The organism is Micromonospora sp. CNZ285, from assembly GCF_004637285.1.
The window spans coordinates 5,380,908-5,407,805 of the sequence record NZ_SPQD01000001.1; the positions used below are offsets into that span (position 1 = coordinate 5,380,908).

23 protein-coding genes, 1 tRNA gene and 1 riboswitch are annotated in these 26,898 nt (G+C 71.8%); of the genes, 14 read left to right on the top strand and 10 right to left on the bottom strand.

The annotated features are described in order from the left end of the window. Positions 1 to 34: 34 nt before the first annotated feature. From CLT75_RS24545 to CLT75_RS24555, 3 genes are all read right to left on the bottom strand, one after another. Positions 35 to 841 carry a WecB/TagA/CpsF family glycosyltransferase gene (locus CLT75_RS24545; protein WP_135242653.1) on the bottom strand — a complete coding sequence of 269 codons (807 nt, stop codon included), beginning with the start codon at positions 839 to 841 and terminating at the stop codon, positions 35 to 37. Then, positions 838 to 1,947 carry an NAD-dependent epimerase/dehydratase family protein gene (locus CLT75_RS24550; RefSeq protein WP_209310380.1) on the bottom strand — a complete coding sequence of 370 codons (1,110 nt, stop codon included), beginning with the start codon at positions 1,945 to 1,947 and terminating at the stop codon, positions 838 to 840. Before CLT75_RS24550 ends, CLT75_RS24545 begins: the two co-directional genes overlap by 4 nt. Positions 1,948 to 2,018: 71 nt before the next feature. Further along, positions 2,019 to 2,104 (bottom strand) — tRNA-Leu (locus CLT75_RS24555). Between the two features lie 209 nt (positions 2,105 to 2,313). Here CLT75_RS24555 and CLT75_RS24560 point away from each other — a divergent pair. Genes CLT75_RS24560 through pknB form a run of 7 tightly spaced genes read left to right on the top strand, consistent with a single transcriptional unit; the run spans position 2,314 to position 11,273 of the window. Beyond that, complete coding sequence (locus CLT75_RS24560; protein ID WP_026267912.1) at positions 2,314 to 3,102, top strand: FHA domain-containing protein; 789 nt, start codon at positions 2,314 to 2,316, stop codon at positions 3,100 to 3,102. A gap of 6 nt (positions 3,103 to 3,108) precedes the next feature. Then, positions 3,109 to 3,594, top strand: coding sequence for an FHA domain-containing protein FhaB/FipA (locus tag CLT75_RS24565; protein ID WP_128138039.1), 486 nt, complete (start codon positions 3,109 to 3,111; stop codon positions 3,592 to 3,594). Continuing rightward, a complete protein-coding gene (locus CLT75_RS24570; protein ID WP_135242655.1) occupies positions 3,591 to 5,027 on the top strand; it encodes a protein phosphatase 2C domain-containing protein in 1,437 nt (478 codons plus the stop codon). Before CLT75_RS24565 ends, CLT75_RS24570 begins: the two co-directional genes overlap by 4 nt. 28 nt (positions 5,028 to 5,055) lie before the next feature. Next, complete coding sequence (locus CLT75_RS24575; protein WP_135242656.1) at positions 5,056 to 6,549, top strand: FtsW/RodA/SpoVE family cell cycle protein; 1,494 nt, start codon at positions 5,056 to 5,058, stop codon at positions 6,547 to 6,549. Next, positions 6,546 to 8,054 carry a penicillin-binding transpeptidase domain-containing protein gene (locus CLT75_RS24580; protein WP_135242657.1) on the top strand — a complete coding sequence of 503 codons (1,509 nt, stop codon included), beginning with the start codon at positions 6,546 to 6,548 and terminating at the stop codon, positions 8,052 to 8,054. The genes CLT75_RS24575 and CLT75_RS24580 overlap by 4 nt, the downstream gene beginning before the upstream one ends. A 1-nt stretch (position 8,055) precedes the next feature. Next, a complete protein-coding gene (locus tag CLT75_RS24585) occupies positions 8,056 to 9,438 on the top strand; it encodes a serine/threonine protein kinase (RefSeq protein WP_135242658.1) in 1,383 nt (460 codons plus the stop codon). Further along, the gene (gene pknB / locus CLT75_RS24590; protein WP_135242659.1) at positions 9,435 to 11,273 is read left to right on the top strand and encodes a Stk1 family PASTA domain-containing Ser/Thr kinase; all 1,839 of its coding nucleotides are present in this window, start codon (positions 9,435 to 9,437) and stop codon (positions 11,271 to 11,273) included. Before CLT75_RS24585 ends, pknB begins: the two co-directional genes overlap by 4 nt. A 177-nt stretch (positions 11,274 to 11,450) precedes the next feature. Here pknB and CLT75_RS24595 read toward each other — a convergent pair whose 3' ends face one another. From CLT75_RS24595 to CLT75_RS24610, 4 genes are read right to left on the bottom strand one after another with little or no spacing between them, the layout of a single operon-like run. After that, positions 11,451 to 12,101, bottom strand: coding sequence for an aminodeoxychorismate/anthranilate synthase component II (locus tag CLT75_RS24595; protein ID WP_114919202.1), 651 nt, complete (start codon positions 12,099 to 12,101; stop codon positions 11,451 to 11,453). A gap of 5 nt (positions 12,102 to 12,106) precedes the next feature. Further along, complete coding sequence (locus tag CLT75_RS24600) at positions 12,107 to 12,379, bottom strand: hypothetical protein (protein ID WP_135244120.1); 273 nt, start codon at positions 12,377 to 12,379, stop codon at positions 12,107 to 12,109. A gap of 2 nt (positions 12,380 to 12,381) precedes the next feature. Continuing rightward, positions 12,382 to 14,049: a class E sortase gene (locus CLT75_RS33460; protein WP_167796955.1), complete on the bottom strand. Its 1,668-nt coding sequence runs from the start codon at positions 14,047 to 14,049 to the stop codon at positions 12,382 to 12,384. Then, positions 14,046 to 14,852 carry a DUF881 domain-containing protein gene (locus CLT75_RS24610; protein ID WP_013283315.1) on the bottom strand — a complete coding sequence of 269 codons (807 nt, stop codon included), beginning with the start codon at positions 14,850 to 14,852 and terminating at the stop codon, positions 14,046 to 14,048. Before CLT75_RS24610 ends, CLT75_RS33460 begins: the two co-directional genes overlap by 4 nt. Positions 14,853 to 15,081: 229 nt before the next feature. Between CLT75_RS24610 and CLT75_RS24615 the strand changes: the two genes are divergently transcribed. Then, a complete protein-coding gene (locus tag CLT75_RS24615) occupies positions 15,082 to 15,345 on the top strand; it encodes a cell division protein CrgA (protein ID WP_135242661.1) in 264 nt (87 codons plus the stop codon). Positions 15,346 to 15,524: 179 nt separating this feature from the next. Then, positions 15,525 to 17,768 (top strand): (Fe-S)-binding protein, encoded by a 2,244-nt coding sequence (locus CLT75_RS24620; protein WP_135242662.1) that lies wholly within the window; start codon positions 15,525 to 15,527, stop codon positions 17,766 to 17,768. Between the two features lie 66 nt (positions 17,769 to 17,834). Here the strand turns inward: CLT75_RS24620 and CLT75_RS24625 are convergent, their stop codons facing one another. Continuing rightward, positions 17,835 to 18,512 carry a GOLPH3/VPS74 family protein gene (locus CLT75_RS24625; protein ID WP_486485265.1) on the bottom strand — a complete coding sequence of 226 codons (678 nt, stop codon included), beginning with the start codon at positions 18,510 to 18,512 and terminating at the stop codon, positions 17,835 to 17,837. An 82-nt stretch (positions 18,513 to 18,594) separates the two neighbouring features. On the opposite strand from CLT75_RS24625, the gene CLT75_RS24630 reads away from it, so the two are divergent. From CLT75_RS24630 to CLT75_RS24640, 3 genes are all read left to right on the top strand, one after another. Further along, positions 18,595 to 19,902, top strand: a complete 1,308-nt coding sequence (locus CLT75_RS24630; protein WP_135242664.1) for a hemolysin family protein — start codon at positions 18,595 to 18,597, stop codon at positions 19,900 to 19,902. Beyond that, complete coding sequence (locus CLT75_RS24635) at positions 19,895 to 20,899, top strand: hemolysin family protein (protein ID WP_013283320.1); 1,005 nt, start codon at positions 19,895 to 19,897, stop codon at positions 20,897 to 20,899. The genes CLT75_RS24630 and CLT75_RS24635 overlap by 8 nt, the downstream gene beginning before the upstream one ends. A 170-nt stretch (positions 20,900 to 21,069) precedes the next feature. Continuing rightward, entirely contained in the window at positions 21,070 to 22,080 is a 1,011-nt protein-coding gene (locus CLT75_RS24640) for a C40 family peptidase (RefSeq protein WP_135242665.1), read from the top strand. A gap of 70 nt (positions 22,081 to 22,150) precedes the next feature. On the opposite strand, the gene CLT75_RS24645 is transcribed toward CLT75_RS24640, so the two are convergent. After that, positions 22,151 to 24,184, bottom strand: a complete 2,034-nt coding sequence (locus tag CLT75_RS24645; protein WP_135242666.1) for a peptidoglycan recognition protein family protein — start codon at positions 24,182 to 24,184, stop codon at positions 22,151 to 22,153. Between the two features lie 238 nt (positions 24,185 to 24,422). Further along, a riboswitch (cyclic di-AMP (ydaO/yuaA leader) is annotated at positions 24,423 to 24,557 on the top strand. A 13-nt stretch (positions 24,558 to 24,570) separates the two neighbouring features. On the opposite strand from CLT75_RS24645, the gene CLT75_RS24650 reads away from it, so the two are divergent. Then, entirely contained in the window at positions 24,571 to 25,605 is a 1,035-nt protein-coding gene (locus CLT75_RS24650; RefSeq protein WP_135242667.1) for a C40 family peptidase, read from the top strand. Between the two features lie 77 nt (positions 25,606 to 25,682). On the opposite strand, the gene dcd is transcribed toward CLT75_RS24650, so the two are convergent. After that, entirely contained in the window at positions 25,683 to 26,261 is a 579-nt protein-coding gene (gene dcd, locus CLT75_RS24655; RefSeq protein ID WP_013283324.1) for a dCTP deaminase, read from the bottom strand. 78 nt (positions 26,262 to 26,339) lie between these two features. On the opposite strand from dcd, the gene CLT75_RS24660 reads away from it, so the two are divergent. Beyond that, a complete protein-coding gene (locus CLT75_RS24660; RefSeq protein ID WP_135242668.1) occupies positions 26,340 to 26,885 on the top strand; it encodes a pyridoxamine 5'-phosphate oxidase family protein in 546 nt (181 codons plus the stop codon). The last annotated feature ends 13 nt before the right edge of the window (positions 26,886 to 26,898 follow it).

Genomic DNA, 26,898 nt, shown 5'->3' on the forward strand with positions numbered 1-26,898 from the left:
GCCCCGTACCCGGGCCCGTAGGGGTAGGGGCGGCTCAGACGTCGAACGTGGCGGGACGCCCGGTGGCCGGCGCCGGCGGGGTGGCCTTCCACACGCCGGTCTTCTGGGCGGCGAGCCGGGCCAGGTAGGCCGGGTTGAGGATGACGTACCGGCGCCACAGGCGCTTGGGTTCCAGGCCGAGCCGCCAGAACCACTCCAGCCCGGCGCGCTGCATCCACGGTGGCGGGTTGCGCAGCAGGCCGGCGTGGTAGTCGAAGGCCGCGCCGACGGCCATCAGCGGCATGTCGAGCAGCGGGCGCATGGCGTACGCGAAGACCTCCTGGCGCGGGCAGCCCAGCCCGACCAGGACGAGGCGGGCGCCGCTGGCCCGGATCCGGTCGGCGATCTCGGCGTCCTCGCCCGGCGTGACGGCGCGGAACTTGGACGGCTCGACCCCGGCGATCTTCAGCGCGGGGAACTTGCGCTCCAGCGCCGGGACCAGCCGGGACAAGGTCTCCTCGGTGGAGCCGTAGAGGTAGACCGGCAGCCCTTCCTCGGCGAACCGGGCGAGCACCCGCAGGGTCAGCTCCGGCCCGTAGACGCGGTCGGTGAGCCCGGCGCCGTGCAGCAGGTTGAGCGCCCAGCGCACCGGCTGCCCGTCCGGGGTGACCACGTCGAACGAGTTGAGCCGGGCGTTGTGGGCCGGGTCGAGCACGCCGGTCATCACGCCGTGCACGGCGAGCGCGGTCAGCGCCAGCGGGCGGCGTTCGTGCGCGGCCGCCACGACGGCCTCGGTGGCCCGGGCGTAGTCGGTGGCGTCGACGCCGACGCCGAGCACGTTGCGCTTGGTTCCGGTGGTCATGCCTTCGGTACCCACTTGTCGACGTTGGCCTCGTAGATCTCGCGGAGGATCATCGGCACGTCGTACGTGATCTTCCAGGACGGGTAGTGCTCCTCGAAGCGGGCCATGCTGCTGACGTACCACTGGTGGTCGCCGGTGCGGGCCTGCTCGACGTAGTTGATCCGGGCCTCACGGCCGGTGATCTCCTGGGCGACCCGGAACGCCTCGATGTGCGAGGTGTTGGAGTGCCGGCCGCCGCCGAGGTTGTAGACCTGGGCCGAGCGCGGCTCACGGAAGAACGCCTCGAACGCGGTCAGCACGTCGTGCGAGTGGATCGCGTCCCGGACCATCTTCCCCTTGTAGCCGAAGAGGTTGTACGTCCGGCCCTCCATCACGCAGCGCATCAGGTACGCCAGGAAGCCGTGCAGCTCGGCGGCGGAGTGCGCGGGGCCGGTCAGCGTTCCGCCCCGGAAGCAGGCGGTCTTCATGTCGAAGTAGCGGCCGTACTCCTGGACCATCACGTCGGAGGCGACCTTCGAGGCGCCGAAGATCGAGTGCAGCGACTCGTCGATCGACATGTCCTCGGTGATGCCGTCGTACCAGCGGTGGTCCTCGGGCAGCTCGTACCGGGTCTCCAGCTCGATCAGCGGGAGCGAGTTCGGCCGGTCGCCGTACACCTTGTTCGTGGAGCAGTGGATGAACGGCGCGTCGATCGCGTGCCGCCGGGTGTTCTCCAGCACGTTGAGCGTGCCGCCAGCGTTCACGTCGAAGTCGGTGAACGGCTCCTTGGCGGCCCAGTCGTGGCTCGGCTGGGCGGCGCTGTGGATCACCACGGCGATGTCCTTGCCGTACCGCTTGAAGACCTGCTCCAGCCCGTCGCGGTCGCGGATGTCGACGGCGTGGTGGGTGTACGCGGAGCCGAGGTCGGCGGCGAGCCGGTCGAGGCTCCAGGCGGTCGAGCCGTCCTCGCCGAAAAAGTACCGGCGCATGTCGTTGTCGATGCCGACCACGTCGAGACCGAGTCCGGCGAAGTGCCGGGCCGCCTCGGAGCCGATCAGACCGCCGGAACCGGTCACCAACGCGACAGTCACACGCCACTCCTGGTCCATGGGAGGCAGGGAAACCATCGGAGCATAGCGTGACGTCCGGAACGCCCCGATACGAAGCAAGGGCCCCGCGATGCGCGGAGCCCTTGCACTGGTGGGGATGGGGGGAGTTGAACCCCCACGTCCTTTCGGACACACGGACCTGAACCGTGCGCGTCTGCCATTCCGCCACATCCCCGTGGCACGACCCGGAACACCATATCGCATCCCGCGCCCGCCATCTGCGGCGGGTGCCGGGACATATTACGCTGTCCACTGGCCACGCCACGAACGATCACCGCTCGTGGCGGGCGAAACTTTAGCACGTCCGCGGGCCTGGTCACGAACGGGCCGACGGCAGCCGGCCGAGCGGCGTGTGAGCTGCGGAGGCGGTGTCCGGATACCATCATTGCCTCGGGACCCGAGGAGGAGCCGGTGAGCGTGCTGCAACGCTTCGAGAAGCGTCTGGAAGGCCTGGTCGAGGGGGCCTTCGCCAAGGTCTTCAAAGGGGTGGTCCACCCCGTGGAGATCCTCAACGCCATGCAGCGGGAGGCCGAGGCGCACAAGGCGATCCTGGCCGGTGGGCGCACCCTTGTGCCCAACCGCTACGTGATCGATCTCTCGCCCTACGACCACAGTCGGCTGGCGCCGTACGCTGCGGCGCTGGCCCAGGAGCTGGCCCAGTCGCAGGCCGAGTTCATCGGCGAGCAGGCGTGGACGGTCTACGGCGACGTGATCGTCGAGGTCGAACGCGGTGAGGGCCTGGACACCGGCATGTTCCGGGTCACCGCCGAGGTCTACACCGGTGGGGACGTCGCCCCGGTCTCCGCGCCCGGCGGCTACGACGCCGGCCCGGCGTACCCGGCGTACGACCAGGGTGGCGGCTACGGCCCTCCGCCCGGTCACGGCGGTGGCCGCAACGTCCGCCTGGTCTCCGGCGACGGCCGCACCTACCCGCTCCAGATGGGCTCGACCGTGATCGGCCGTGGCGACCAGGCCAACCTGCGCCTGCCCGACGTCGGCATCTCCCGGCGCCACGCCCGGCTGGACTTCGACGGCGGCCAGGTGGTGCTGACCGACCTGGGCTCCACCAACGGCACGATGGTCAACGGCCAGCGGGTGTCTGCGGTCGCCCTCAACCCCGGCGACATGATCCAGCTCGGCACCACGACGCTGACCTTCCGCGTGGACGGCTGACCCGCGTTGCCGGAACTGGTCATCACCGTCGCCCGGTTCGGGTTCCTCATCCTGCTGTGGATCTTCGTGTTCACGGTGGTCGGCGTGATCCGCCGGGACCTCTTCGCCGGTGCCCGGTCGGGCAAGCTGGTGGCCGCGCCGCGGGGGATCGGCGCGTCGACCGGGCAGCCGGGGAAGCCGGCGAAGGCCAAGCGCGGCCGGGCCGCCCACCAGCTGGTGGTCACCGCCGGTCAGCTCGCCGGCACCCGGATCACGCTCGGAGAGGCCCAGATCACCATCGGCCGGGCGGAGGACTCGACCCTGGTGATCACCGACGACTACGCCTCGGCGCGACACGCCCGGCTGGTGCCCCGCGACGGGCAGTGGTACGTCGAGGACCTCGGATCGACTAACGGCACCTATCTCGATCGCGCTAAGGTCACCGGACCAACCCCCGTCCCCCTCGGCGTGCCGATCCGGATCGGCCGCACTTCCCTCGAATTACGGCCATGACTCTGACCCTGCGCTACGCGGCCCACAGCGACCGCGGTCTGATCCGAGACGGCAATCAGGATTCCGTCTACGCCGGACCGCGGCTGCTCGCCGTGGCCGACGGCATGGGCGGCATGGCCGCCGGTGACGTCGCCAGCAACATCGTCATCGGTGCCATGGCGCCGCTCGACGAGGACGTCCCCGGTGACGCCCTGGTCGACGCGCTCCGCTCCGCCGTGGGCACCGCCAACCAGCAGCTCCGCGACACCGTGGACGCCAACCCGCAGCTGGAGGGGATGGGCACGACGCTCACCGCGACCCTCTTCTCCGGCAGCAAGCTCGGCATGGTCCACATCGGTGACTCCCGGGCCTATCTCCTGCGCAACGGCGAGTTCGCGCAGATCACCAAGGACGACACGTACGTCCAGATGCTCGTCGACGAGGGCCGGATCAGCGCGGAGGAGGCGAGCAGCCACCCCCAGCGCTCGCTGCTCACCCGCGCGCTCGACGGCCGCGACATCGACCCGGAGTACAGCGTCCGCCAGGTGCTGCCCGGCGACCGCTACCTGATCTGCTCCGACGGGCTCTCCGGCGTGGTCAGCGCGGAGACCATCGCGGACACCATGCGGGAGTACCCCGACCCGCAGCGGTGCGTGGAACGCCTGGTGCAGCTCGCGCTGCGCGGCGGCGGCCCGGACAACATCACGGTGATCATCGCCGACGCCACCGACCAGGACATCGTCGAGGCGTCCCCGATCGTCGGCGGCGCCGCCGCCCGCGACCGGGGCATGGCGACCTCGGCCGACGACTCCACCCCGGCGGCCCGCGCCTCGGCGCTGTCCGCCCCCCGGCCGCCCGCGCCGGAGGAGCCGGCGGACAGCCGCGACGACGAGCCGGAGCGGCGCCGTCGCCGGCCGCTGCGTACCGTCGCCATGGTGCTGGCGCTCGCGGTGATCGTCGGCGGTGGCGCGTTCGGCGGGTGGACGTACACCCAGCGGCAGTTCTACGTCGGCGCCACCGACGACGGCCAGCTGGCCGTCTTCCGCGGGGTGCCCGGCCAGGTCGCCGGACTGGACCTGTCGAACGTGCACGAGCGCAGTGAGGCCCGGCTCGACGACCTCACCCTCGCCGCCCAGGAGCGGGTGAAGCAGGGCATCCAGGCTCGCAACGAGCCGGACGCGGAGCGCCGGCTGGCGGAGCTGACCAGCGACGACCCGGCGAACCCGAACCTCAAGCCGCTCTGCCCGCCCGACCCGTCGCCCGGTGCGACCAGCCCGAGCCCGGCAGCGGGCGGGCTGAACCCGCAGGTCAGCGGCAGTCCCGCACCGTCCGTTCCGCCGGCCGGCTCACCGAGCCCCGGCGCGTCGACGCCGCTGATGACCATCACGCCCGACGCCGTACCCTCCGACACCGTTCCGCCGGCCGACCCGGCCGGTTGCCGGTCGCCGGAGTGAGTGCCGGCTCGATCCCGAGGACGTATCCGTGACCGCAGCCGCCGTACCGGCCGCCTCGCCCGCTTCGACGGGCGAGCAGTCCGGCGTACGCCTGGCCCGGTCCCGGCGCAACGCCGAGCTGTCTCTGCTCCTGCTCGCCATGGTGCTCGTGGCGGCGTACGCGGCGATGATCGAGGCCAAGGCGCTGGACACGATCACGCCCGATTTCTGGATCCCGGCCGCCGCGCTGGGGCTGGTCTTCCTCGGCCTGCACCTGGTGATCCGCTGGCTGGCGCCGTTCGCCGATCCGGCGCTGCTGCCCGCGGTGGCGCTGCTCAACGGCATCGGGGTCGGCTTCCTGCGACGGTACGACCTGGCCAAGGCCACGCCCGCCGAGCGGGAGGACCTGGCCGTCTTCGCCGGCACTGGTGGGCGGCAGCTCGCCTGGACGCTGCTCGCGGTGATGCTGGCCGCCGGGCTGCTGGCGATCCTGCGCGACCACCGTTCGCTGTCCCGGTACGCGTACACGCTGGGCCTGGCCGGCATCGTGCTGGTGATGATCCCGGCGGTGCTGCCCAGCCGGTTCTCCGAGATCAACGGCGCCAAGCTGTGGATCAAGTTCGGTTCGTTCTTCTCCATCCAGCCCGGTGAGTTCGCCAAGCTGGCCCTGCTCACGTTCTTCGCCTACTACCTGGTGCGCAAGCGGGAGGTGCTCTCGCTCGCCAGCCGGCGGGTGCTCGGCATCGACTTCCCGCGCGGGCGTGACCTCGGCCCGGTCCTCGTGGTCTGGCTGATCAGCCTCCTGGTCCTGATCTTCGAGAAGGACCTGGGCACCTCGCTGCTCTACTTCGGCATGTTCGTGGTGACGCTCTACATCGCCACCGAGCGGGTGAGCTGGCTGCTCATCGGCCTGATCCTGTTCTTCGGCGGCGCCTACCTGGCGTACCTGCTGGGCAGCACCATCGGCGGCCCGTTCGCGAACTTCTACGACCGGGCGCAGATCTGGCTGGACCCGTTCGCCGAGCCGTACGACAGGGGTTACCAGCTGGTGCAGGGTCTGCTCACGCTCGGCACCGGCGGCCTGTTCGGGGCCGGGCCGGGCGGCGGCCAGCCGGCGTTGCTGCCCGAGGTGCAGACCGACTTCATCTTCGCCGGCATCGGTGAGGAGATCGGCCTGTTCGGTCTCTCCGCGCTGCTGGTGATCTACCTGCTGATCGTGGAGCGGGGCCTGCGCGCCGCGCTGGCGGTACGGGACTCGTTCGGCAAGCTGCTCGCCGGTGGTCTGGCGTTCACGCTGGGCCTCCAGGTCTTCGTGATCGTCGGCGGCATCAGCAAGCTCATCCCGCTGACCGGTCAGACCACCCCGTTCCTGTCCGCCGGTGGCTCCTCGCTGATGGCGAACTGGCTGCTGATCGCCCTGCTGCTGCGGGTCTCCGACGGCGCCCGCCGCCCGGTGACCGGCGGCGGCGGCCCGGCCGCCCGGCCCGCCGGTGGTCCGCCCGAGCAGTTGCACGGCGCCCCGACGGAGGTGATCCGGCCGTGAACGCCCCCCTGCGCCGCGTCGGCGTTGTCGTGATCGTCCTGTTCGGGTTGCTGTTCGCGAACCTGAACTGGATCCAGGCCTACAAGGCCGACGAGTACCGCAACAGCGACTACAACGGCCGGGTCCAGGTCGCCGAGTACGACCGCAAGCGCGGCAACATCGAGGTCGGCGGCACCGCGTACGCGGTCAGCAAGGAGACCGGTGGTGAGCTGAAGTACCAGCGCACCTACCCGGGCGGGGCGATGTACGCGCACGTGCTCGGCTGGAAGCCGGTGAACGGCGGCGCGAGCGGCATCGAGCGGGTGGAGAACGACTTCCTGGCCGGCACCAGCGACGCGCTCATCGCCAGCCGGATCAAGGACATGTTCACCGGTGACGAGACCGGTGGCGGCAACGTGCTGCTGACGCTCTCCAAGGGGGCCCAGCAGACGGCGTTCAAGCAGTTGAACGACAACCAGGTCGGCGCGACGAAGGGCGCGGCCATCGCGATCGACCCGCGTACCGGCGCGGTGCAGGCGCTGGTGTCCATGCCGAGCTTCGACCCGAACCCGCTCGCCAGCCACGACAGCACCGAGGCGGACCGGGCGTACAACGCGCTGGAGAAGGACAAGGATCGGCCGCTGGCGAACCGGGCGCTGTCCGAGACGCTGCCGCCGGGCTCCACCTTCAAGATCATCATGGCGGCGGCGGCGCTGGAGAACGGCGTCGGACAGCAGACCCGCATCCCGGCCGGTTCCAGCTACACCGCGCCCGGTGCGGGCCAGCCGATCCGCAACGCGGCGCCGTCGATCTGCCCCGAGTCCCAGGTCACGCTGCGGGAGGCGGTGACCGAGTCCTGCAACACCGGCTTCGCCCAGCTCGGCGTACGCCTCGGCGCGGACAAGGTCAAGGAGAAGGCGAAGCAGTTCGGCTTCGAGCAGGAGGACCTTACCGTCGGTCAGCTCGGCGAGGGCGGCCTGCCGGTGGCGGCCAGCCGCACCGGCGACATGCAGAACCCGGACGGCAGCACCGACCAGGCCGCGCTGGCGCAGTCGTCGATCGGGCAGAACAACGTGCGGATGACCCCGTTGCAGGGCGCGATGATCGCCGCCGCGGTGGCCAACAAGGACGGCAAGCAGATGCGTCCCTACCTGGTCAAGCAGCTGCTCGGGCCGGACCGCACCACCGTCTACGACGCCGCCCAGCCGCGCGAGCTGCGCCGCCCGGTCAGCGGCCAGGTCGCCGCCGACCTGCGCGACATGATGCAGAACGTGGTGAAGGAGGGCACCGGTCGCCGGGCCGCCATCGACGGCTACATCGTCGGCGGCAAGACCGGTACCGCCCAGTCCGGCCCGAACACCCCGGACCACGGCTGGTTCATCGGCTTCGCGCTGGACAAGGACGGCACGCCGCTCTCCGCGGTCTGCGTCGAGCTGGAGCAGGCGGGCAGCGGCGGCAGCGCCGAGGCGGCCCGCATCGCCGGCCGGATCATGGCGGCGGCGATCGCCGACTCCGGGAGGCGCTGACGTGCTCGGTCCGGGAGTGAAGCTCGGCAACCGCTACCGCCTCGACGAGCGGATCGCCAGCGGTGGCATGGGCGACGTGTGGCGCGGCACCGACCAGGTGCTGGGCCGTACCGTCGCGGTGAAGAGCCTGCTCCCGGCGCTGCTGGACGAACCCGGCTTCGCCGAGCGGTTCCGCGGCGAGGCCCGGACCATGGCCACCATCAACCACCCCGGCGTGGTCGACGTCTACGACTTCGGCAGCGACCAGCACATCGCGTTCCTGGTGATGGAGTACGTCGAGGGTGACGCGCTCTCCGCCACGCTCAGCCGCGTCGGCCGGCTCACCCCGGCCCGCACGATGGCGCTGCTGGCCCAGGCCGCCGACGCGTTGCACGCGGCGCACGAGAAGGGCATCGTGCACCGCGACGTGAAGCCGGGCAACCTGCTGGTCCGGCCGAACGGCACGCTCGTGCTCACCGACTTCGGCATCGCCCGCTCGGACCTGGTCGGCCAGCTCACCGCCGCCGGCTCGGTGCTCGGCACCGCCTCGTACATCTCGCCGGAGCAGGCCACCGGCGCTGTCGCCACCCCCGCCTCGGACGTCTACGCGCTGGGCGTGGTCGCGTACCAGTGCCTGGCCGGCCGCCGCCCGTTCGAAGGGGACAATCCCCTCGAAATCGCCATGAAGCACGTGCGGGACGCCCCGCGGGCGCTTCCGCCCGACATCCCGCCGCAGGTCCGGGCGATCGTGGAGCGGGCCATGGCGAAGGACCCGGCGGCCCGCTGGCCGAGCGCCGCCGCGCTGGCGAGCATCGCCCGGCAGGCCAAGCTCGCGCTCTCCCAGGCGGCCCGCGTCGGGCACCCGATCTCCGGCGTACCCGCCTCGCCCGCCGCGCCGGTCGCGCGGGCGCAGGTGCCGACCGCCGCGCCGCGTCCGCAGCCGCCGGCGGCCGTCCCGCACCCGCAGCCCCGGCCGCCCGTGTCCCCGGCGCGCCCGCCGGTCATGCCGCGCCCGGCAGTTGTCGCCCACCCCGCCCCGCAGCCCCGTCCGCCGGTGGCGCCGCGCGGCGCGGCCCCCGTCCCGCAGCCGCGCCCCATGCCTCAGCACAACCCCCTGGGGTACGCGCGACCGCCCGCCGCCGCCCCGCCCCGGCGCTCCCGGTCCGGGCTGTGGACGACGGCGATCGTGGTGGCCGTACTGGTCATCCTCTGCTCGGGCGTGATTTCGTTCCTGTACCGGAAATACGGTGATACCGCAGCCGCTCCGGCGAGTGTGAGCGTGACCTCCGGCGCGGTGCGGGCGTACGGAGGCGACTATCCGGTCCGCACGTCGTACCGTCGTGAGGTACGCCTCCTGCCGGCCGGCGGCGGTACGACGACGAGCGAAGGACGAGAGACGCGATGACAGCGCAGGCCCGCCTGCTCGGTGGCAGGTATCAGGTCGGCGAGCTGCTGGGCTACGGCGGCATGGCCGAGGTGCACCGCGGCCGTGACCTCCGGCTCGGGCGGGATGTCGCGATCAAGATGCTCCGTGCCGATCTGGCCCGGGATGCCACCTTCCAGATGCGGTTCCGCCGTGAGGCGCAGAACGCCGCCTCGCTCAACCACCCGGCGATCGTCGCCGTCTACGACACCGGTGAGGAGACCGGCCCCACGGGCGAGACCCTTCCGTTCATCGTGATGGAGTTCGTCAACGGCCGGACCCTCAAGGAGGTTCTCGGCGTCGAGGGGCGGCTCCAGCCGCGCCGGGCGCTGGAGATCTGCGCGGACATGTGCGCCGCGCTGGAGTTCAGCCACCGGCACGGGATCATCCACCGGGACATCAAGCCCGGAAACGTGATGCTCACCCAGACCGGCCAGGTCAAGGTGATGGACTTCGGCATCGCCCGGGCGCTCGCCAGCGGCGCCACCACGATGACGCAGACCAGCGCGGTCATCGGCACCGCCCAATACCTCTCCCCCGAGCAGGCGCGCGGTGAGGCGGTCGACGCCCGCTCCGACGTCTACGCGGCCGGCTGCGTGCTGTTCGAGCTGCTCTGCGGGCACCCGCCGTTCGTCGGGGACAGCCCGGTCAGCGTCGCGTACCAGCACGTACGGGAACAGCCGCCGACGCCGAGCACGATCAACCCGGACGTCAACCCCGCAGTCGACGCCATCGTGCTCAAGGCGCTGTCGAAGAACCCGCTCAACCGCTACCAGAGCGCCGGTGAGATGCGGGCGGACCTGCTCCGCGCCGCCGCCGGCCGGCCGGTGCTCGCCACCCCGGTGATGCCGGCCGACGAGACCATGCCGATGGGTGCCGCCGCGGGCGGCGGGTACCACCAGGCGCAGCAGACCCAGATGATGGGCCCGCAGACCCGCCAGCAGCCGGTGGCGCGGGTCGGTGACCCGGGCAAGCGCAAGAGTTCGTCCTGGGTGATCGCCGCGTTCGCCACGCTCGGCGTGCTCGCGGTGATCGCGCTCGGCACTGCGCTCTGGCTCAACCAGGCCGGCAACGAGAAGGTGTCGGTGCCGCAGTTGGTGGGCCGTTCACAGGCCGAGGCGCAGGCGGCGCTCACCCAGGCCGGGCTGCGGTTCACCGCCGGCGACCCGGTGCAGAACACCACCTGCGAGAAGGGCTCGGTGGTCGACCAGAGCCCGTCGTTCGGCCAGCGGGTGGAGAAGGACACCGAGGTCACCGTCAACGTCTGCACCGGCCCCGGCCAGGTCACCATCCCCACCAACCTGACGGGCGGCACGTACGACGCCGCGAGCGACCGCCTGACCGAACTCAAGCTGATCCCGGTGCGCGAGAACGTCAACGGCAGCGCGCCGGAAGGTCAGGTCGTCGACGTCTCGCCGAAGGAAGGCAGTGCGGTCGCCGAGGGCAGCAAGGTGACGCTCAAGGTCTCCCGGGGCAACGTCAGCGAGGTGCCGAACGTCCGCGGCTACACCGAGGACCAGGCGAAGCAGCGGCTCAAGGAGGCCGGCTACGTGGCCCGGGTCCAGGAGGGCGACGAGGTCGACCCGGCCGAGGCGGGCAAGGTCAGCAGCCAGTCGCCGGCCGCCGGGACCAGCCTGGCCAAGGGCGAGCGGGTGACGATTAAGGTCGACGTGCCGCGGGAGGAGGAACCCACCAGCCCGACGCCGAGTGGCAGCCCGAGCACGTCGCCGAGCACGCCGGGCAACGGTGGTGGCGGCAACGGCGGCGGCAGCGGCTTCCCGTTCCCGACCATCGCGCCGACACGTACCGACCGCTGACCACCACCTGACCGACCGCTGCGGCGGCGTCCCCGATCCCGGGGCCGCCGCCGCCCCCGTTTCCGCGTCGATCATGAAGTTAGCGGCACTGAGCGTCCGATTTGTCCCCGCCAACTTCATGATCGACGGAGAGGGAGGCGGGCGGGGACGCGCGGGGGTGGGGCGGGACGCGGGGCGTCAGGCTGGGGAGAAGGCTGCCCGGCGGCGGGCGTCGACCTCGGCGGCCAGCTCCGGGGCGCGCTCCAGCGCCGCCGGGAAGCCGCAGGCGGCGAGCCAGTTCGCCAGCATCAGGTGACCGCCCTCGGTCAGCACCGACTCCGGGTGGAACTGCACGCCTTCGATCGGCAGCGTGCGGTGCCGCATCGCCATCACCACGCCGGAAGCGGTCCGGCCGGTGACCTCCAGCTCGTCGGGGAGCGTCTCGGGCAGCACGGCCAGCGAGTGGTAGCGGGTGGCGGTGAACGGGTCGGGCAGCCCGGCGAGCACGCCCACGCCGTCGTGGCGTACCTCCGAGGTCTTGCCGTGCAGCAGTTCCGGCGCGCGGGCGACTGTCGCGCCGAACGCCTCGCCGATCGCCTGGTGGCCGAGGCAGACGCCGAAGATCGGGAGCTTGCCGGCGTACTCGCGGATCACGTCCAGGCAGATGCCGGCCCGGTCCGGGCTGCCCGGCCCGGGCGACAGCAGGACACCGGCGGCGCCGGCGCGGCCCACCTCGGCGACGTCGATCTCGTCGTTGCGCCGCACCTCGCAGTCGGCGCCGAGCTGGCCGAGGTACTGCACGAGGTTGAAGACGAACGAGTCGTAGTTGTCGATCACCAGCACGCGCATCGCTGTCACCTGTTCGGGGTGGAGGGTGGGGCGTTGTTCGTCTCGGTGCTGTACGGCAGCTCCTCCTCGCCGGGCAACCCGGTCGGTTCGGTGATCCCACCGTCACCCGGTACGCCGGAGTCCTGGGTGACCTGCACGTCGTCGAAGGGCAGCAGCGGCTCGGCCCACGGGAAGACCACGAACCAGAGCAGCGCGACAGTGGCGGTGGCCAGCATCAGCGAGCCGAACAGCTTGCCGGGCAGCCCGAACGGCAGTTTGCGCCAGATCCACGAGTACACGCTCACGCCTCCAACTCGGCCGGGCGGCCCGCCGACTTGGCCTGGGTGTGGTCCAGCCGGGCGTGGATGATCAGCCGCTGGTAGTTGTCGAACTTCGGATTGCAGGTGGTGAGCGTGAGCAGCTTCTCGGTGGGCTTCTGACCCGGCTTGCCGGGCACCGGCGCGACCACCTCCACCTGGGACGGCTTGACGATCCGCTGCTGGTAGACCCGGTAGACGAGCCACTCCGTCTTGGTCTCGACCACTATCGCGTCGCCGGTCTTCAACTCGTCCAGCCGCCAGAACGTGGAGCGGATCCGGTGACCGGCGACGGAGAAGTTGCCCATCTCGCCGGGCATGGCGCTGTCCGGGTAGCGGCCCGGGGCGTACCGGATGTCGTTCGGGCTGACCCCCTCGACCACCACCCAGTGCTTGTCGAACTTGGGGATGTAGAGGCCGGCGACCGGCTTGCCCTCGGCCGGCGGCTTCGGCTTCACCGTGGGCCCGGTGGTCGGGCCGACGGTCGGGTCCGCGGTCGCGCCCCACTCCTGGGCGAGCTGGCTGTTGAGGTCGTTCTGGTGGGCCTCGACGATGACCGCCTTGCCCCAGATCTCGTACCCGGCGAACAGGAGCACCACCAGCCCGAAGGTGATCAGCAGTTCGCCGGTGCCCCGCACGACGGTGCGCAGCCGGGAGCCGACGGTCGGGCGGGTCAGCTCGGAGTAGACGCTGCGGTATCCGTCGCCGGTCTGCTCGGGCCGCAGTTGCACCACCCGCTCGCCACGCCGGGGGCGGGGCGGCTCGGCGGGCGGTTCGGCACCACCACCACCGCCGTCCCCGTCGTCGGGTGGCGGGGGCACCGCGCCCATCAGCCCGGTGGCGTCCAGGTGGGGGTCCGCGGGTCGGCGGGTGACGGCGGGCAGCACCGCCGTGGCTCCGGGGTCGGCCGGAGGGTTCCGGTCCGCGCCGGTCGGCCCACCGAGAGGGGGTACGCCGGGCGGCCGTCCCTCACCCCCCGCCGGTCGGCGACCGTCCTCCGGCGGGCGTCCGCCGGCCTCCCACGGGCGGGTGCCGTTCTGCGGTGGCTGTCCACCGCGGCCACCACGCTCGGGCGGCATCGCCCCACCTGTGGAATGGCGGACGGCGTACTGCTGCCCCGCCGGTCCGTACCCCTCCGGTCGCGACTGGCGCTCGCCCGGCCGGTGTACGACGTCGCCGGGTGCGGCCGGGCGCATCCCGGGGGCGGGACCACCCCGGGGCACCGCTCCGTGGGGCGCGGGGCCGTTCTGCGTAGGGCCGTGGTGTCCGGCGCCCTGGTGCGCCGGGCCGGCCGGGTGGGGCGTACCCCTGGGGGGAAGCTCGCTCGCCGGGGGGCGGAATCGGGGGTCGGCCTCGGGGCGGGAGGCGCTCGCCGGTTGATGCGCCTGACTGCCCGGCCACGGCGGCGGCGGAGCGACCGGCGGGGCGGTCCGTGGCGGGGCGGACGGCGGTGGGCCGGTCCGTGGCGGGGCGGGCCGGTGGGTGTCCCGGCCGTGTCGGGCCGGGGCGGTGTGGGCCGGGCCGGCGTCGGGCCAGGGCAGGTCGAGCGGCTGTGGCGACGCCGGGGCCGGACGCTCGACCCGGGGAAGGAACGCGGTGGGCTCCTCCCGGCGGTCGTGGCCGGCGCGTTCCCGGGGGTCGCCGCCGGTCACCGGGGCACCGTCGCCGACTGCAACGCCGTGGAGTCCTCGAACGCGGGCACGGTGACCGTGGAGACGCGCTCGACGTACCCGAGTTGGTAGTGGTCGGCCACTTCCTTGAACACCCGCACTCCCTCAGAGGCGGCGAGCGCCCGCTGGAGTTCCGCGGGATCGCCGATTGCCACGATCTTGAAAGGAGGGGAGTACACCCGGCCGTGCAGCAGCAGGGTGTTACCGACGCAGCGTACCGCGCTGGTGCTCAGCACGCGGACGTTCATGATTGACATGGCCTCCGCGCCGCCGGCCCAGAGCGCGTTGACGACCGCCTGGACGTCGCCCTGGTGCACCACCAGGTCGTCGTTGCTGGCGCCCTTCGGCAGCGGCTGGTCGGGCCGGCGGTCGGCGTCGTTCAGCTCGACAGTCACGCCGCTGCCGGTGAGCGCGGTGAACCCGGCGCCCTGCCGGCTCGCGGCGGCCCGGTCCCGCTCGGTCTTGATCGGCCCGTCGGCGCCGGCGAGTGCTTCGGTCTGCTCCTCCACCTCGGCGCGGAGCCGGGCGGCCTTCGCCTCGCTGGCGGCGACCTCCTCGCGGCGGTCCTCGATCAGCTGGGTGAGCTGGGGCCGGCGGTCCTCACGCAGGGAGGTGCCGCCCGCGGTGGTGGCGGTGGTGGTGAACAGCAGACCGGCCGCGGCGGCGATCAGGGGCACGCCGACGGACCAGCCGGGGCGGCGCTGGCGTGCGCGCCGGGGCAGCAGGGCGGCTGCCGCGCGGCGGAGGACCTTCTGCCAGGAGGCGGCGCCGGACGTGTACTCCACCGGGCGTTCCCTTTCCCGTCGTCTCGTTCCGGCCCGCGCCGGTGCGAGCCGACCTGCTCGACCCGGAAAGTCCGCTCTTTCCGGTTACTGAGTGCACCGGCCTGGCCCCATTCGTGGCCTGGACGGTCCGTCGGGACTACGCTAGCTGTCGAACATTATTGGCCATGGACCGTCGCCCTCGCGCCCGGTTGTCAGGCCGGACGAGGTCGTACCCCCTCTGGAGAGCGTCGTGCCCAAGTCTCAGGTCCGCAAGAAGAAGGTGTACACCCCGCCGACGGACGTCCGTCCGACGGCGACGGCGTCGACGCGCAAGCCTAGCCCCATCTGGCTGCCGGCTACCGCGGTCGCGCTGATCGTGGTGGGCATCGGCTGGCTGGTGCTCTACTACCTCTCCGAGCAGGCGTACCCGGTCGCCAGCTGGGGCTACTGGAACCTCGCCGTGGGCTTCGGCGCGATGGTCTCGTCGCTGATCCTGCTCTCCCGCTGGCGCTGATCCGGCGCTGCCCCACCCCGGCGTAGGTCACGCCACGCCGCCCCTGCACGGCGCTTCGACGCCGCTCCACCTATGGTGTGCGCAGGGCGGCGTGGCCTGGTGCGAGAAGACTCACGTTACTGCTGGGTAACCTTGCGCGTAGGCTGCACGGACAAGCAGCAGACCGGGAGGCCAACTCGATGGGCAGCGTCCAGATCGTCACCACGATCCTCGCGGCCGCCATCACCGCCGTTGCGGTGTGGCTTGCGGTGCGCGCGGTCATGAAGATGACCGCGGTCATCCGGCTCGGCCAGCCCGCGCCGGAGCGGTTCGGCGACAAGGGCGCGCGTACGAAGAAGATGCTGGTGGAGACCGCCGGTCACACCCGCATGCTCAAGTGGAGCGTGGTCGGCGCCGCCCACTGGTTCGTGATGGTCGGCTTCATCGTGCTGTCGCTGCTGGTGCTGGAGGCCTACTTCGAGGTGGTCTCCACCGGCGGCGGGCTGCCGATCATCGGGCACTGGACGATCTTCGGCCTGGTCACCGAGTGGATCGGCATCCTCGGCCTGGTCGGCATCCTGGTGCTGATGGCGATCCGGCTGCGCAACCGGCCGGGCCGCGCGGAGAACCGCTCCCGGTTCACCGGCTCGACCATGTGGCAGGGCTACTTCGTCGAGTGGGTCGTCCTGCTGGTCCTGATCTTCGGGTTCGTGATCCGCGGCTTCAAGGTCGCCACCGACCACTTCGAGTACCCGGTCTGGGCCGCCCCGCTCAGCCACGCGGTCGGCTCGGTCCTCCCGAACTGGGAGGCGGGCGTCAGCATCGCCGCGCTCATCAAGATCATGATTTCGATGACCTGGCTCATCGTGATCTCGCTGAACGTCACCATGGGTGTGGCCTGGCACCGCTTCCTGGCCTTCCCGAACATCTTCTTCAAGCGCGACCCGGAGAAGCCGGCCGGTTCCGGCCTGGGCCCGCTGCGCCCGATGACCAGCGAGGGCAAGCCGCTGGACTTCGAGGAGGCCGACCCGGAGAAGGACCAGTTCGGTGTCGCCCAGGTCGAGCAGTTCACCTGGAAGGGCCTGCTGGACTTCAGCACCTGCACCGAGTGCGGTCGCTGCCAGTCGCAGTGCCCCGCCTGGAACACCGGCAAGCCGCTGTCGCCGAAGCTGCTGGTGCTGAGCCTGCGCGACCACGCGTACGCCAAGGCGCCGTACCTGCTGGCCGGTGGCGGCAAGGACCTGACCGGCGAGGAGAAGGCCACGCAGGAGCAGCTGGCCGGCGTGGACGTGCTCGCGATGGCCGAGGCGGACCGGCCGCTGATCGGCACCGCCGAGGAGGGCGGTGTCATCGACCCGGACGTGCTCTGGTCCTGCACCACCTGCGGCGCCTGCGTCGAGCAGTGCCCGGTGGACATCGAGCACGTGGACCACATCGTCGACATGCGCCGTTACCAGGTGCTGATCGAGTCGAGCTTCCCGTCCGAGGCCGGCGTCATGCTCCGCAACCTGGAGAACAAGGGCAACCCGTGGGGCGCCCCGCAGAACACCCGCGAGGACTGGACCAAGGGCCTCGGGTTCGAGGTGCCGCGCGTCGGCGAGGTCGACGACTTCGAGTACCTGTTCTGGGTCGGCTGCGCCGGCGCGTTCGAGGACCGGGCCAAGAAGACCACCCGCGCGGTCGCCACGCTGCTGAACGAGGCGGGCGTCAAGTTCGCCATCCTGGGCGAGGGCGAGACCTGCTCCGGCGACCCGGCGCGCCGCATCGGCAACGAGTTCGTCTTCCAGATGCTGGCCCAGCAGAACGTCGAGACGCTGAACGAGGCGTTCGAGGGCCGGGAGAAGAGCAAGCGCAAGATCGTCGCCACCTGTCCGCACTGCTTCAACACCCTGGGCAACGAGTACGGCCAGCTCGGCGGCGAGTTCGAGGTCGTGCACCACACCCAGCTGCTGGCCCACCTGGTCAGCGCCGGCAAGCTCACCCCGGTCCAGCCGGTCGACGGCGGCGTGACCTACCACGACCCGTGCTACCTGGGCCGCCACAACCGGATCTTCGCCGCGCCGCGTGAGGTGCTCGGCAGTGCCATCGGAGATGGCCGCGGTGGCGCAGCTTCCGATTCCGGTGCAGGCCGCGACAGCGGCCTCGTCGAGATGCCGCGTAACAGCGAGCGCTCCTTCTGCTGCGGCGCCGGCGGTGCGCGGATGTGGATGGAGGAGAAGATCGGCAAGCGGATCAACGTGGACCGGGTCGAGGAGGCCATGTCCACCGGGGCGAAGACCATCGCGGTCGGCTGCCCGTTCTGCTCGACGATGCTCAACGACGGCGTGAACGGCAAGGGCGCGGGCGAGCAGGTCGAGGTGGTCGACGTGGCGAGCGTGCTGCTGCGCTCGGTCAAGCCGGAGGCCCCGGCCGGTGAGCCGGAGGTCGCGCCCGCCGCGAGCTGAGGCGTACACCGGCAGGAGCCGGACCACGACGGCGGCGGCACCCGAGCGGTGCCGCCGCCGTCGCGTTCAGCTGGTCGTGGTGGTCATGATGGCGGCGCTCGTCCCGGCCGTCATCGCGACCATCAGCGCGGCCTGCATCTCCTCGATCGCCTTCTTGGTGGCGGCCGACGCCCAGTCGCCGGCGGCGATCTCGTCGATGCGCGCCTTGACCCGCTGCTTCGGCAACTCACGGAAGATCCTGCGGTCCAGGCCGACCGCGCGGGTCAGCGTGAGCAGCGCGGCGGTCCGGGCGTCGACCGGGCCGTCGGTGGTGAGCGCCGTCGTCATCCGTTGCCGGGCCGCGGTCTCCACCGCCGGCTCCGCGCCGGTCGGCGAGGGATAGCGGGTACGCGGGAAGACCAGCAGCACCCGATCGGACTCCCGGCGCAGCACCCCGGCGTCGACGAGGCCGCCGAGCACCCGGTCCGGCAGGCCCTTGGCGAGCTTGCCGATCCAGTCCTTCGGCTTGCGGGGGCGGCCGGATCCCACAGTCGCCAGCGCCTCGTCCAGCAGCGGCACACCGGTCGGGGCGGGATCGGTCACCACGAGCCGCTCGTCCGCCACCTCCACCCGGCCGACCAGCGCCAGTTCCAGCAGCACCGCCCCGGCGAGGCCGTAGCCGAGGTGCGGACTGCCGAGGCGGTTGACGCCGTCGTCGTCGTACGCGAGCAGGACCAGTTCGTCAGTGAGCAGCAGACCGTCCATGCACACCACGCTACGGGGGGTCCACCATCGGCGTCCGCGTGCCACAATCACGCGCATCGACGGCCTTCTGCTTCTGACGCTGTTGCCACTGGTCGGTTTCGTGCTGCTGACCGCCGGCAACGCCTTCTTCGTCGCGGCCGAGTTCGCCCTGGTCACCGTCGACCGGGCGGAGATCGACAGGCGGGCCGACGAGGGCGACGGCCGGGCCGCCACGGTACGCCGCGCGCTGCGCGAACTGTCCTTCCAGCTCTCCGGCGCGCAGCTCGGCATCACGCTCACCGCGTTGCTCACCGGCTACCTGGCCGAGCCCGCCCTGGCCCGGCTCTTCGCGCCGCTGCTGCGCCCGCTCGGCGGCGCGGAACGCTTCTCCGGCCTGCTCGCGCTGGCCCTGGCCACGCTCATCTCGATGCTGTTCGGCGAGCTGGTGCCGAAGAACCTGGCGCTGGCCCGCCCGATGCCGGCGGCGCTCGCCACGGCAGCGCCGATGCGGGCCTTCTCCCGCACCTTCGGCTGGCTGATCCGGCTGCTGAACGAATCCGCGAACCGGCTGGTGCGCCGCCTCGGCGTGGAGCCGCAGGAGGAACTGGCGAGCGCCCGCTCCCCGGAGGAACTGGGCCTGCTCGCCGCCATCTCGGCCCGGGCCGGCGCGCTGCCGCCGGACACCGCGATGCTGCTGCGCCGCACCATCCGCTTCGGCGACAAGCGGGCCGCCGAGGCGATGACGCCCCGGGTCGACGTCACCGCGCTGCGCGCCACCACGACCGTCGCCGAGCTGCTGGAGGCGTCCCGGCGGACCGGCCGCACCCGGTTCCCGGTCTACGAGGAGACACTCGACCTGGTCACCGGCGTCGCCGGGGTACCAGACGCCCTGGGCGTGCCGCTGGCCCGCCGCGCGGCCACCACTGTCGCCGCCGTGGCCCGGGAACCGGTGTACGTGCCGGAGAGCCTCAACCTGAACGGGGTGCTGGCCGCGCTCAAGGCCGCCGGGGCGGACCTGGCGATCGTGGTGGACGAGTACGGCGGCACCGACGGCGTGGTGACGGTGGAGGATCTGGTCGAGGAACTGGTGGGCGAGATCGCCGACGAGTTCGACCCGGACGCCGTGGACGGCTTCGGGCCGGTGGAGCTGACAGTGCCCGGCGGCGAGCGCACCGTCCTGACCGACGGCGTGCTGCGCGCCGACGAGCTGGTGGAGCAGACGGGTTTCCGGCTGCCCGACGGGCCGTACGAGACGCTCGGCGGGTTCCTCATGGCACGGTTCGGCCACATCCCGGTGCCGGGTGAGACGCTCGACGAGGCCGGGTACGAGTTCACAGTGGTGGAGGTCGACCGGCACCGGATCGAGCAGGTGCGGGTGGTACGCCCCGAGGAGCCCGACGACGGTGCCTGAACTACTCGTCGCGGTCGGGTTGCTGCTCGGTAACGCGTTCTTCGTGGGCAGCGAGTTCGCGCTGATCGCCTCCCGCCGTACGGTCATCGAACCGCTGGCGGCGACGTCGAAGCGGGCCCGGCTGGCGCTGGCTGCGATGAACCAGATCCCGCTGATGATCGCCGGAGCGCAGCTCGGCATCACCGTCTGCTCGCTCGGCCTCGGCGCGATCGCCGAGCCGGCGCTGGCGCACCTGCTGGAGCCGGCGTTCGCCGCGCTGGGGCTGCCCGCCTCGGCGGTGCATCCGGTGTCGTTCGTCATCGCGCTGGCGGTGGTGGTGTTCCTACACACGGTGGTCGGCGAGATGGTGCCGAAGAACATCACGCTGGCCGGGCCGGAACCGTCGGCGCTCTGGCTCGGCCCGGCCATGCTGGCGTTCTGCCTGGCCACCAAGCCGCTGCTGCTGGCGATGAAGTGGGCGTCGCGGCAGGTGCTGCGGTGGTGGCGGGTGGAGGCGACAGACGCGGTGAAGACCGTGTTCACCGCGGAGGAACTGGCCGGGCTGGTCTCCCAGGCGCGTACCGAGGGGTTGCTGGACGCCGAGGAGCACGCCCGGATCACCGGCGCGCTGGCCCTGCACAGCCGTACCGCGGCGGACGCGCTGCAACCCTGGTCCACGGTGACCACGGTGGCCGAGGACGTCTCACCGGCGTCGCTGGAGGTGCTGGCGACCCGTACCGGCCGGTCCCGCTTCCCGGTGGTGCAGCGGGCCACCCGCCGGGTGCTCGGTTTCGTGCACGTCAAGGACGTGCTCGGGTACGCCGGGGCGAGCCGCCGGGCACCGGTGCCGGCCGAGATCTACCGGCCGCTGGCGGTGGTGCCGCCGGACCGTACGCTCGCCGATCTGCTGCTCGCGATGCGCCGCGAACGCCGCCACATGGTGCTGGTCAGCGACGGACGCCGGCCGATGGGTGTGGTGACGCTCGACGACGTATTGACAGCCATCGTCGGAAGATGAATTGAATACCCTTGGTGTGCAACCGATTGCGGATACGTGATTGAACAAACGGTCGCCTTGATTCCATCGGACGCCTTCCCTAATGTGAGGCACCGACCGCTGTGGGTCGTCTGCCTCGAACTTCCCTCTCGCGAGGCGCCCGGCGGTCGGTTGCAAAGGAGTCCGTGCCGGTGGCAACCACGCCCCCTCAACGTCACGCCCCGAGCGCTCCACCCGGCCGGCGGGCCGGGTTCCGACGGGTGGTACACGGTCTGGTCACCCTGGTCGCGGCCGCCGCGGTCGGCGCCGGAATGCTGACCGCCCCGGCGCACGCGGCGCCGTCGGTGGACGAGATCGACGCGCAGATCGACAAGCAGTGGCAGCAGCTCGAACCCACCATCGAGCAGTTCAACAAGGTCCGCTCGCAGCTTCGCGCCAACCAGAAGAAGTCCAAGGCGCTGAAGGACAAGATGGTGCCGCTGGAGCTGGCCTCCACGCTCGCCATGAACAAGGTCGGCGACATCGCGGCCCGCTACTACATCCAGGGCCCGTCGCAGGAGCTGGGCGCGCTGCTGGTGAACTCCAAGCCGGGCGCGCTGGCCGAGCAGCTGGTCATGCTGGACCGGATCGCCGAGGACCAGCGCCGCCAGATCGCCGGTGTGCTGAAGGTGCGCGACGAGTACAACAAGCAGAAGGAGAAGCTCGACGCGCTGATCGCGCTGGAGACCAAGCAGCAGAACGATCTGGCGGCGAAGAAGAAGCAGATCGACTCGGAGATCAAGCGGCTGACCGCCATGCTGCCGGTGACCTCGATCCGCCCGGCGGGCTGCCCGAAGATCGACGGCGTGGTGAGCAGCGCCGCGCGGACCGCCATCAAGACGGCGTGCGCCCAGGTCGGCGACCCGTACGTGTGGGGCGCCACCGGCCCGAACTCGTTCGACTGCTCCGGCCTCACCCAGTACGCGTACAAGGCGGCGGGCATCTCGCTGACCCACTTCACCGGCGCGCAGTGGAACGAGGGCCGCAAGGTGTCCCGCTCCGAGGCGAGACCGGGTGACCTGGTGTTCTTCGGCTCCGACCTGCACCACGTCGGGCTCTATCTCGGCAACGGGGTGATGGTGCACGCGCCACGTACCGGTAAACCGGTCCAGGTGTCGAGCATCAGCACCCAGCCGCTCGCCGGCTTCGTCCGGGTCGCCTGACCCGAACCCCTGGCAGCGGAAAGGCCCCCGGTCCACGCGGACCGGGGGCCTTCCCGTGTGCGGTGCCGGGTCAGCGTGGCGTGCCGACCGGGGACGGCAGGACCAGCACGTCGTCCAGGTTCACGAACATGATCCGGTGACCGAACTGGACCTGCACGTAGCGGTTCTTCCCGCGGACCACGGTCCGGTCACCCGGTGCCGAACCGTCGAACGAGACCGCCCGGTAGTACTCGCCGGGCAGCACCCCGCCGACCGCGTACCGCTGGCCGGCGGCGAACGTGTACTGCAGCGGCGAGATCGTCTGGTACGGGATGGTGTCCGGGTAGGCGGCCTGCTCCGGGTAGGCCCGCCCGTACACCGGGATGGTGGCCTTGCCGGGCCGCGGGGTCACCACGAAGCCGGTGGCCCACTTGGCCGTCGGCGCGGAGGCCGGGTTGAGGAACCACGCCTTCTGGCCGAGGTACCAGATCGCCGTCCAGTCACCCTGCCGGCCGGCGAGCGCGTACGTCTGGCCGGCGGAGGCGCGGGCGCCGTGGTCGGAGATGTACATGGTGTCCGGCGTGCCGTCCGGGCGCAGCCCGAGGTCGTTGACGAGCGGGGCGTCCGGGCTCGGCGCGGTCCGCAGGATCACCGACGAGGAACCGCGCGACGGGCACGGCTCGGCCGGCGGCCGGGGCGTCGGGACGCCGGGCGGCTGCTGGTTGCAGCCGGTGAACGCGGGCCGGTTGGTGGCGAAGTCCGGGTCGATGGTGACCAGGCCGGTACGCGGCGTGCCGGTGCTGCGGAACGGCGCCTTCATCAGGTCGAAGTAGTGCGACCAGTCCCAGTACGGTCCCGGGTCCCAGTGCATCCCGCCCACCGCGCCGGCGTTGATGCCGGGCACGTTGTCGTGGCCGATGATGTGCTGCCGGTCCATCGGGATGCCGAGCTTCAGCGCCAGGTGCCGCACCAGCTTGGCGGAGGTGCGGTACATCGCCTCGGTGTACCAGGTGCCCTGACCGGCGAAGCCCTCGTGCTCCAGGCCGATGGACTTGGCGTTGACGTACCAGTTGCCGGCGTGCCAGCCGACGTCCTTGGTCTTGATGTGCTGGGCGATGTAGCCGTCCACCGAGCGCAGCGTGTAGTGCCAGCCCAGGTAGTCGGCCCGCTTCACCAGGTCGACGCTCGGGCCGAAGTAGCCCTCGGTGTCGTGGATGACGATGTACTCGATCTTCTGCTGCTTCGGCCGGTCGCCCAGGTCGTGGTTGCCGTAGTCGCCCGGGTCGTCGCTGAGCTGCTCGTACGGCGCGGGGATCCACTCGCAGGCCAGCCGTACCGGGCACTCCAGCCCGTCCGGCCGCTCGGCGTTGCGCAGGCCGAGGCGGGCCAGCCGGGAACGGTCCGGCTGCGCGGCGGTGGCGGCGAGCGTGACCCGCTGGCCGTCGTCGGTGGTGCGGCTGGCGCCCTGGCCGAGCTGGTCGTAGACCTCGTCGGCGAAGGCCGCCGCGGCGTCGGAGGTGTCCGCGCCGGAGTACCGGGCCACCGCGCCGTACCAGGCCGCCGGGTCGGTGCCGGCGCCGACCGGCCCACCCAGAGCCTTCTGGTACGACGCCAGCAGCGCGGCGCCACCGCGGATGTTCGCGGCCGGGTCGGTACGGAGCGTGTCCGCGTCGAGCCCGGTGAGCGCGGCGGCGGCGTCGAGCGTCTGGAGCGAGGCGGGCGGCAGCGGGGTTTCCCGCTCCGGCGCGGCGGCGGTGGCCGGGTCGAGCTTCAGCGGCCGGGAGTCGTCGCCGCGCGGGTCCTCGTCCTCGTCGACGTGGGCGCTGCCCGGCATGGCGAGGATGTGCGCGGCGTCGGTCAGGTGCATCGGGCCGTAGCCGCCGCTGGTGCTCGGCTGCCCGGTGTGGGTGTCCCAGCGGGACTCCAGATAGGAGACACCGAGCAGCACGTTCTGCGGCACGCCGTACTCGGCCGCGGCGGCGGCGTATTGTTGTTGCCTGTCGCTCGCGGGCGCGGACGTGTCCGGCGCGGCTGTCACCGGGCCGGTCGTCGCCAGCGCGGTGGCTGTCGCCACTGCGGCGGCGAGCAGTATCCGTCTGCCCGACGGCGGGGCGGAGAGGTGCATCGAACCTCCTGGACAGGGATGGGGGTCACTGCGTCTCCACCCTCACTCCGCACACCCGCAGGGGTCAATACCTTTCCAGTGAGTAATCAGCCTTGAAAGAAAATTTCACCTCCGCCCCGGGTGCGGCCCTGGATCGCGTACGGAGTGTCACGGCGCTGGAAGTTGCGGATCGATAACGGTGGTCCCTACTCTGGTGAATCGTCGGCCGCACGTCTCACCGTCCAACCCGGTCGGTGACGGTCCGACACCGCCGAGTCGCCTCCGGGCGAGCCGGGGAACCAGGTACCTGGGGTGAATCCGCAGCGATGCGGTAGGGCGGCTCCCTTCCCGCCCGAATCCGTCAGCTAACCCGGTAGGCGGTACGGAAGAAGGAGTACGGACGCCCGGTGGCACTCCATGCCCCGCGGCCGTCGTCGAACCGGTCGGTCGACCGGTCCTTCGTCGCGCCGCGTTCCCGCTGGTCCCGCTTCACCACAGCCCTCGCCGCACTGGTCGGCACCGCCGTCGTCCTGACCGGCGGCGCCACGGCGGCACACGCCGAACCCTCGGTCGCCGAGATCGAGGCCCAGATCGACCGCGACTGGAACAAGCTCGAACCGGTCATCGAACAGGTCAACGCCGTACGCGGGCAGCTCGCCGCGCGGCGCAAGCAGGCCGACGCGCTCGGCCGGCAGATCGCACCCCTCCAGGCCCGGGTGGACGCCGCACTCGGCCAGGTCGGCGGGCTCGCCGCCGACGCCTACAAGGGCGACAACCTCTCCACCGTGAACGCGCTGCTGGGCAGCCGCTCACCCGGCGACCTGGTCACCGGCCTGGAACTGCTCGACCGCTTCGCGCACCGTCAGCACGAGCAGGTGCGCTCCGTCGCCGCGCTGCGCGACGAACTGGCGGCGAAGAAGAAGCCGCTGGACGAGATGATCGCCGGTCTGGCGCGTACCGAGGCCCAGCTCGCGGCGAAGAAGAAGCAGATCGACGCCGAGATCGCCAAGCTGGAGAAGCTGCGGCTCAAGGTGTACGGCAAGGGTGGCGGCGGCCCGCTGCGCCCGGCGCCGTGCCCGGCCGGCTACCCCGGTGGCCCGGCCGGTGCGGCGGTCAAGTTCGCCTGTGCCCAGATCGGCAAGATCTACGTCTGGGGCGCGGCCGGACCGGACCACTTCGACTGCTCGGGCCTGACCATGGCGGCCTGGGCGAAGGGCGGCGTCTCGCTGCCGCACAACGCGCGCCAGCAGCACGACGTGACGAAGCGGGTCAGCCGGGCCGAGCTGCGCGCCGGTGACCTCGTCTTCTACTACGGCGACCTGCACCACGTGGCGATGTACGTGGGCGACGGCTGGGTGGTGCACGCCTCCCAGTCCGGCAAGCCGATCACGATGAAGCGGGTCGACGACGGCGACATCAACAGCTACGGCCGCCCCGGCTGAGGTCGTGCTCCGGGGCTCCGCCGGTGACGGCGGCGCCCCGGGCGCGGCGCCCCGGGCGCGGCGCCCCGGGCGCGGCGTCAGCGCGTCGGCCAGGTGCGCCAGCTCTGCCAGGACCGGCTCGGCGTCGGACCGCGCTGCCCCTGGTAACGCGAGCCGTAGACGGCCGAGCCGTACGGGTGCTCGGCCGGCGAGGAGAGCCGGAAGATGCAGAGCTGCCCGATCTTCATGCCCGGCCAGAGCGTGATCGGCAGGTTCGCCACGTTCGACAGCTCCAGCGTGACGTGACCGGAGAAGCCGGGGTCGATGAAACCGGCTGTCGAGTGCGTCAGCAGCCCCAGCCGCCCCAGACTCGACTTGCCCTCCAGCCGGCCGGCGAGCTGGTCACCCAGCGAGATCACCTCAAGCGTGGACGCGAGCACGAACTCGCCCGGGTGCAGCACGAACGGCTGCCCCTCCGGCACCTCCACCATCGAGGTCAGGTCGTCCTGCTGGATCGACGGGTCGATGTGCGTGTAGAGGTGGTTGTTGAAGACCCGGAACAGCCGGTCCAGGCGTACGTCGATGCTCGACGGCTGCACCAGCGTGGGCTCGAAGGGCTCCAGCGCGAGCGTGCCGGCCTTGATCTCGGAGACCAGGTCGCGGTCGGAGAGCAGCATCGGAACACCATAGCGACCGGTACGGGTGACCTGCGTGTCGCACTACATCTTCGTACATGTGTTCGATAGAGTGTCCACATGGCTTCCTGGTCCGAATTCGCCGCCGACGAGCCCCGCCTCGCCGACGAGATCCGCCTCCTGATGCAGCAGTACGGGCCGGGCTTCGGCTACCTCGCCACGGTCCGCGCCGACGGCGGCCCCCGCGTCCACCCGGTCTCCCCGGTGATCACCGCCGACGGCCTCTGGTGCTTCGTCGTCGACTCGCCGAAGCGACGCGACCTCGAACGCGACGGCCGCTACGCGCTGCACTCGTTCCCGCCGGAGGAGAGCGACGACGAGGCGTACCTCGCGGGGCGCGCCCGGCCGGTGACCGACCCGGCCACGGTGACGCGGCTGGCCCGGATCGCCCGCGCGTCGCCGCAGGGCGACTGGCGGCTGTTCGAGTTCACCGTCGAGGTGGCGATGCTGACCCGGCGCGACCCGGTGGCCCAGCCCGGCGCCGCCCCGCCGCAGGTGCGGGTCTGGCTCGACCCGCGCGGAGCCGAACCCGCCCGGCGGGAGCCGGTGGGCGCGGAGGCCCGGCGCGGCCGGCACGGCTTCGACACCCGCCGCCCGGCCGCCTGACCCCCGATCCGAA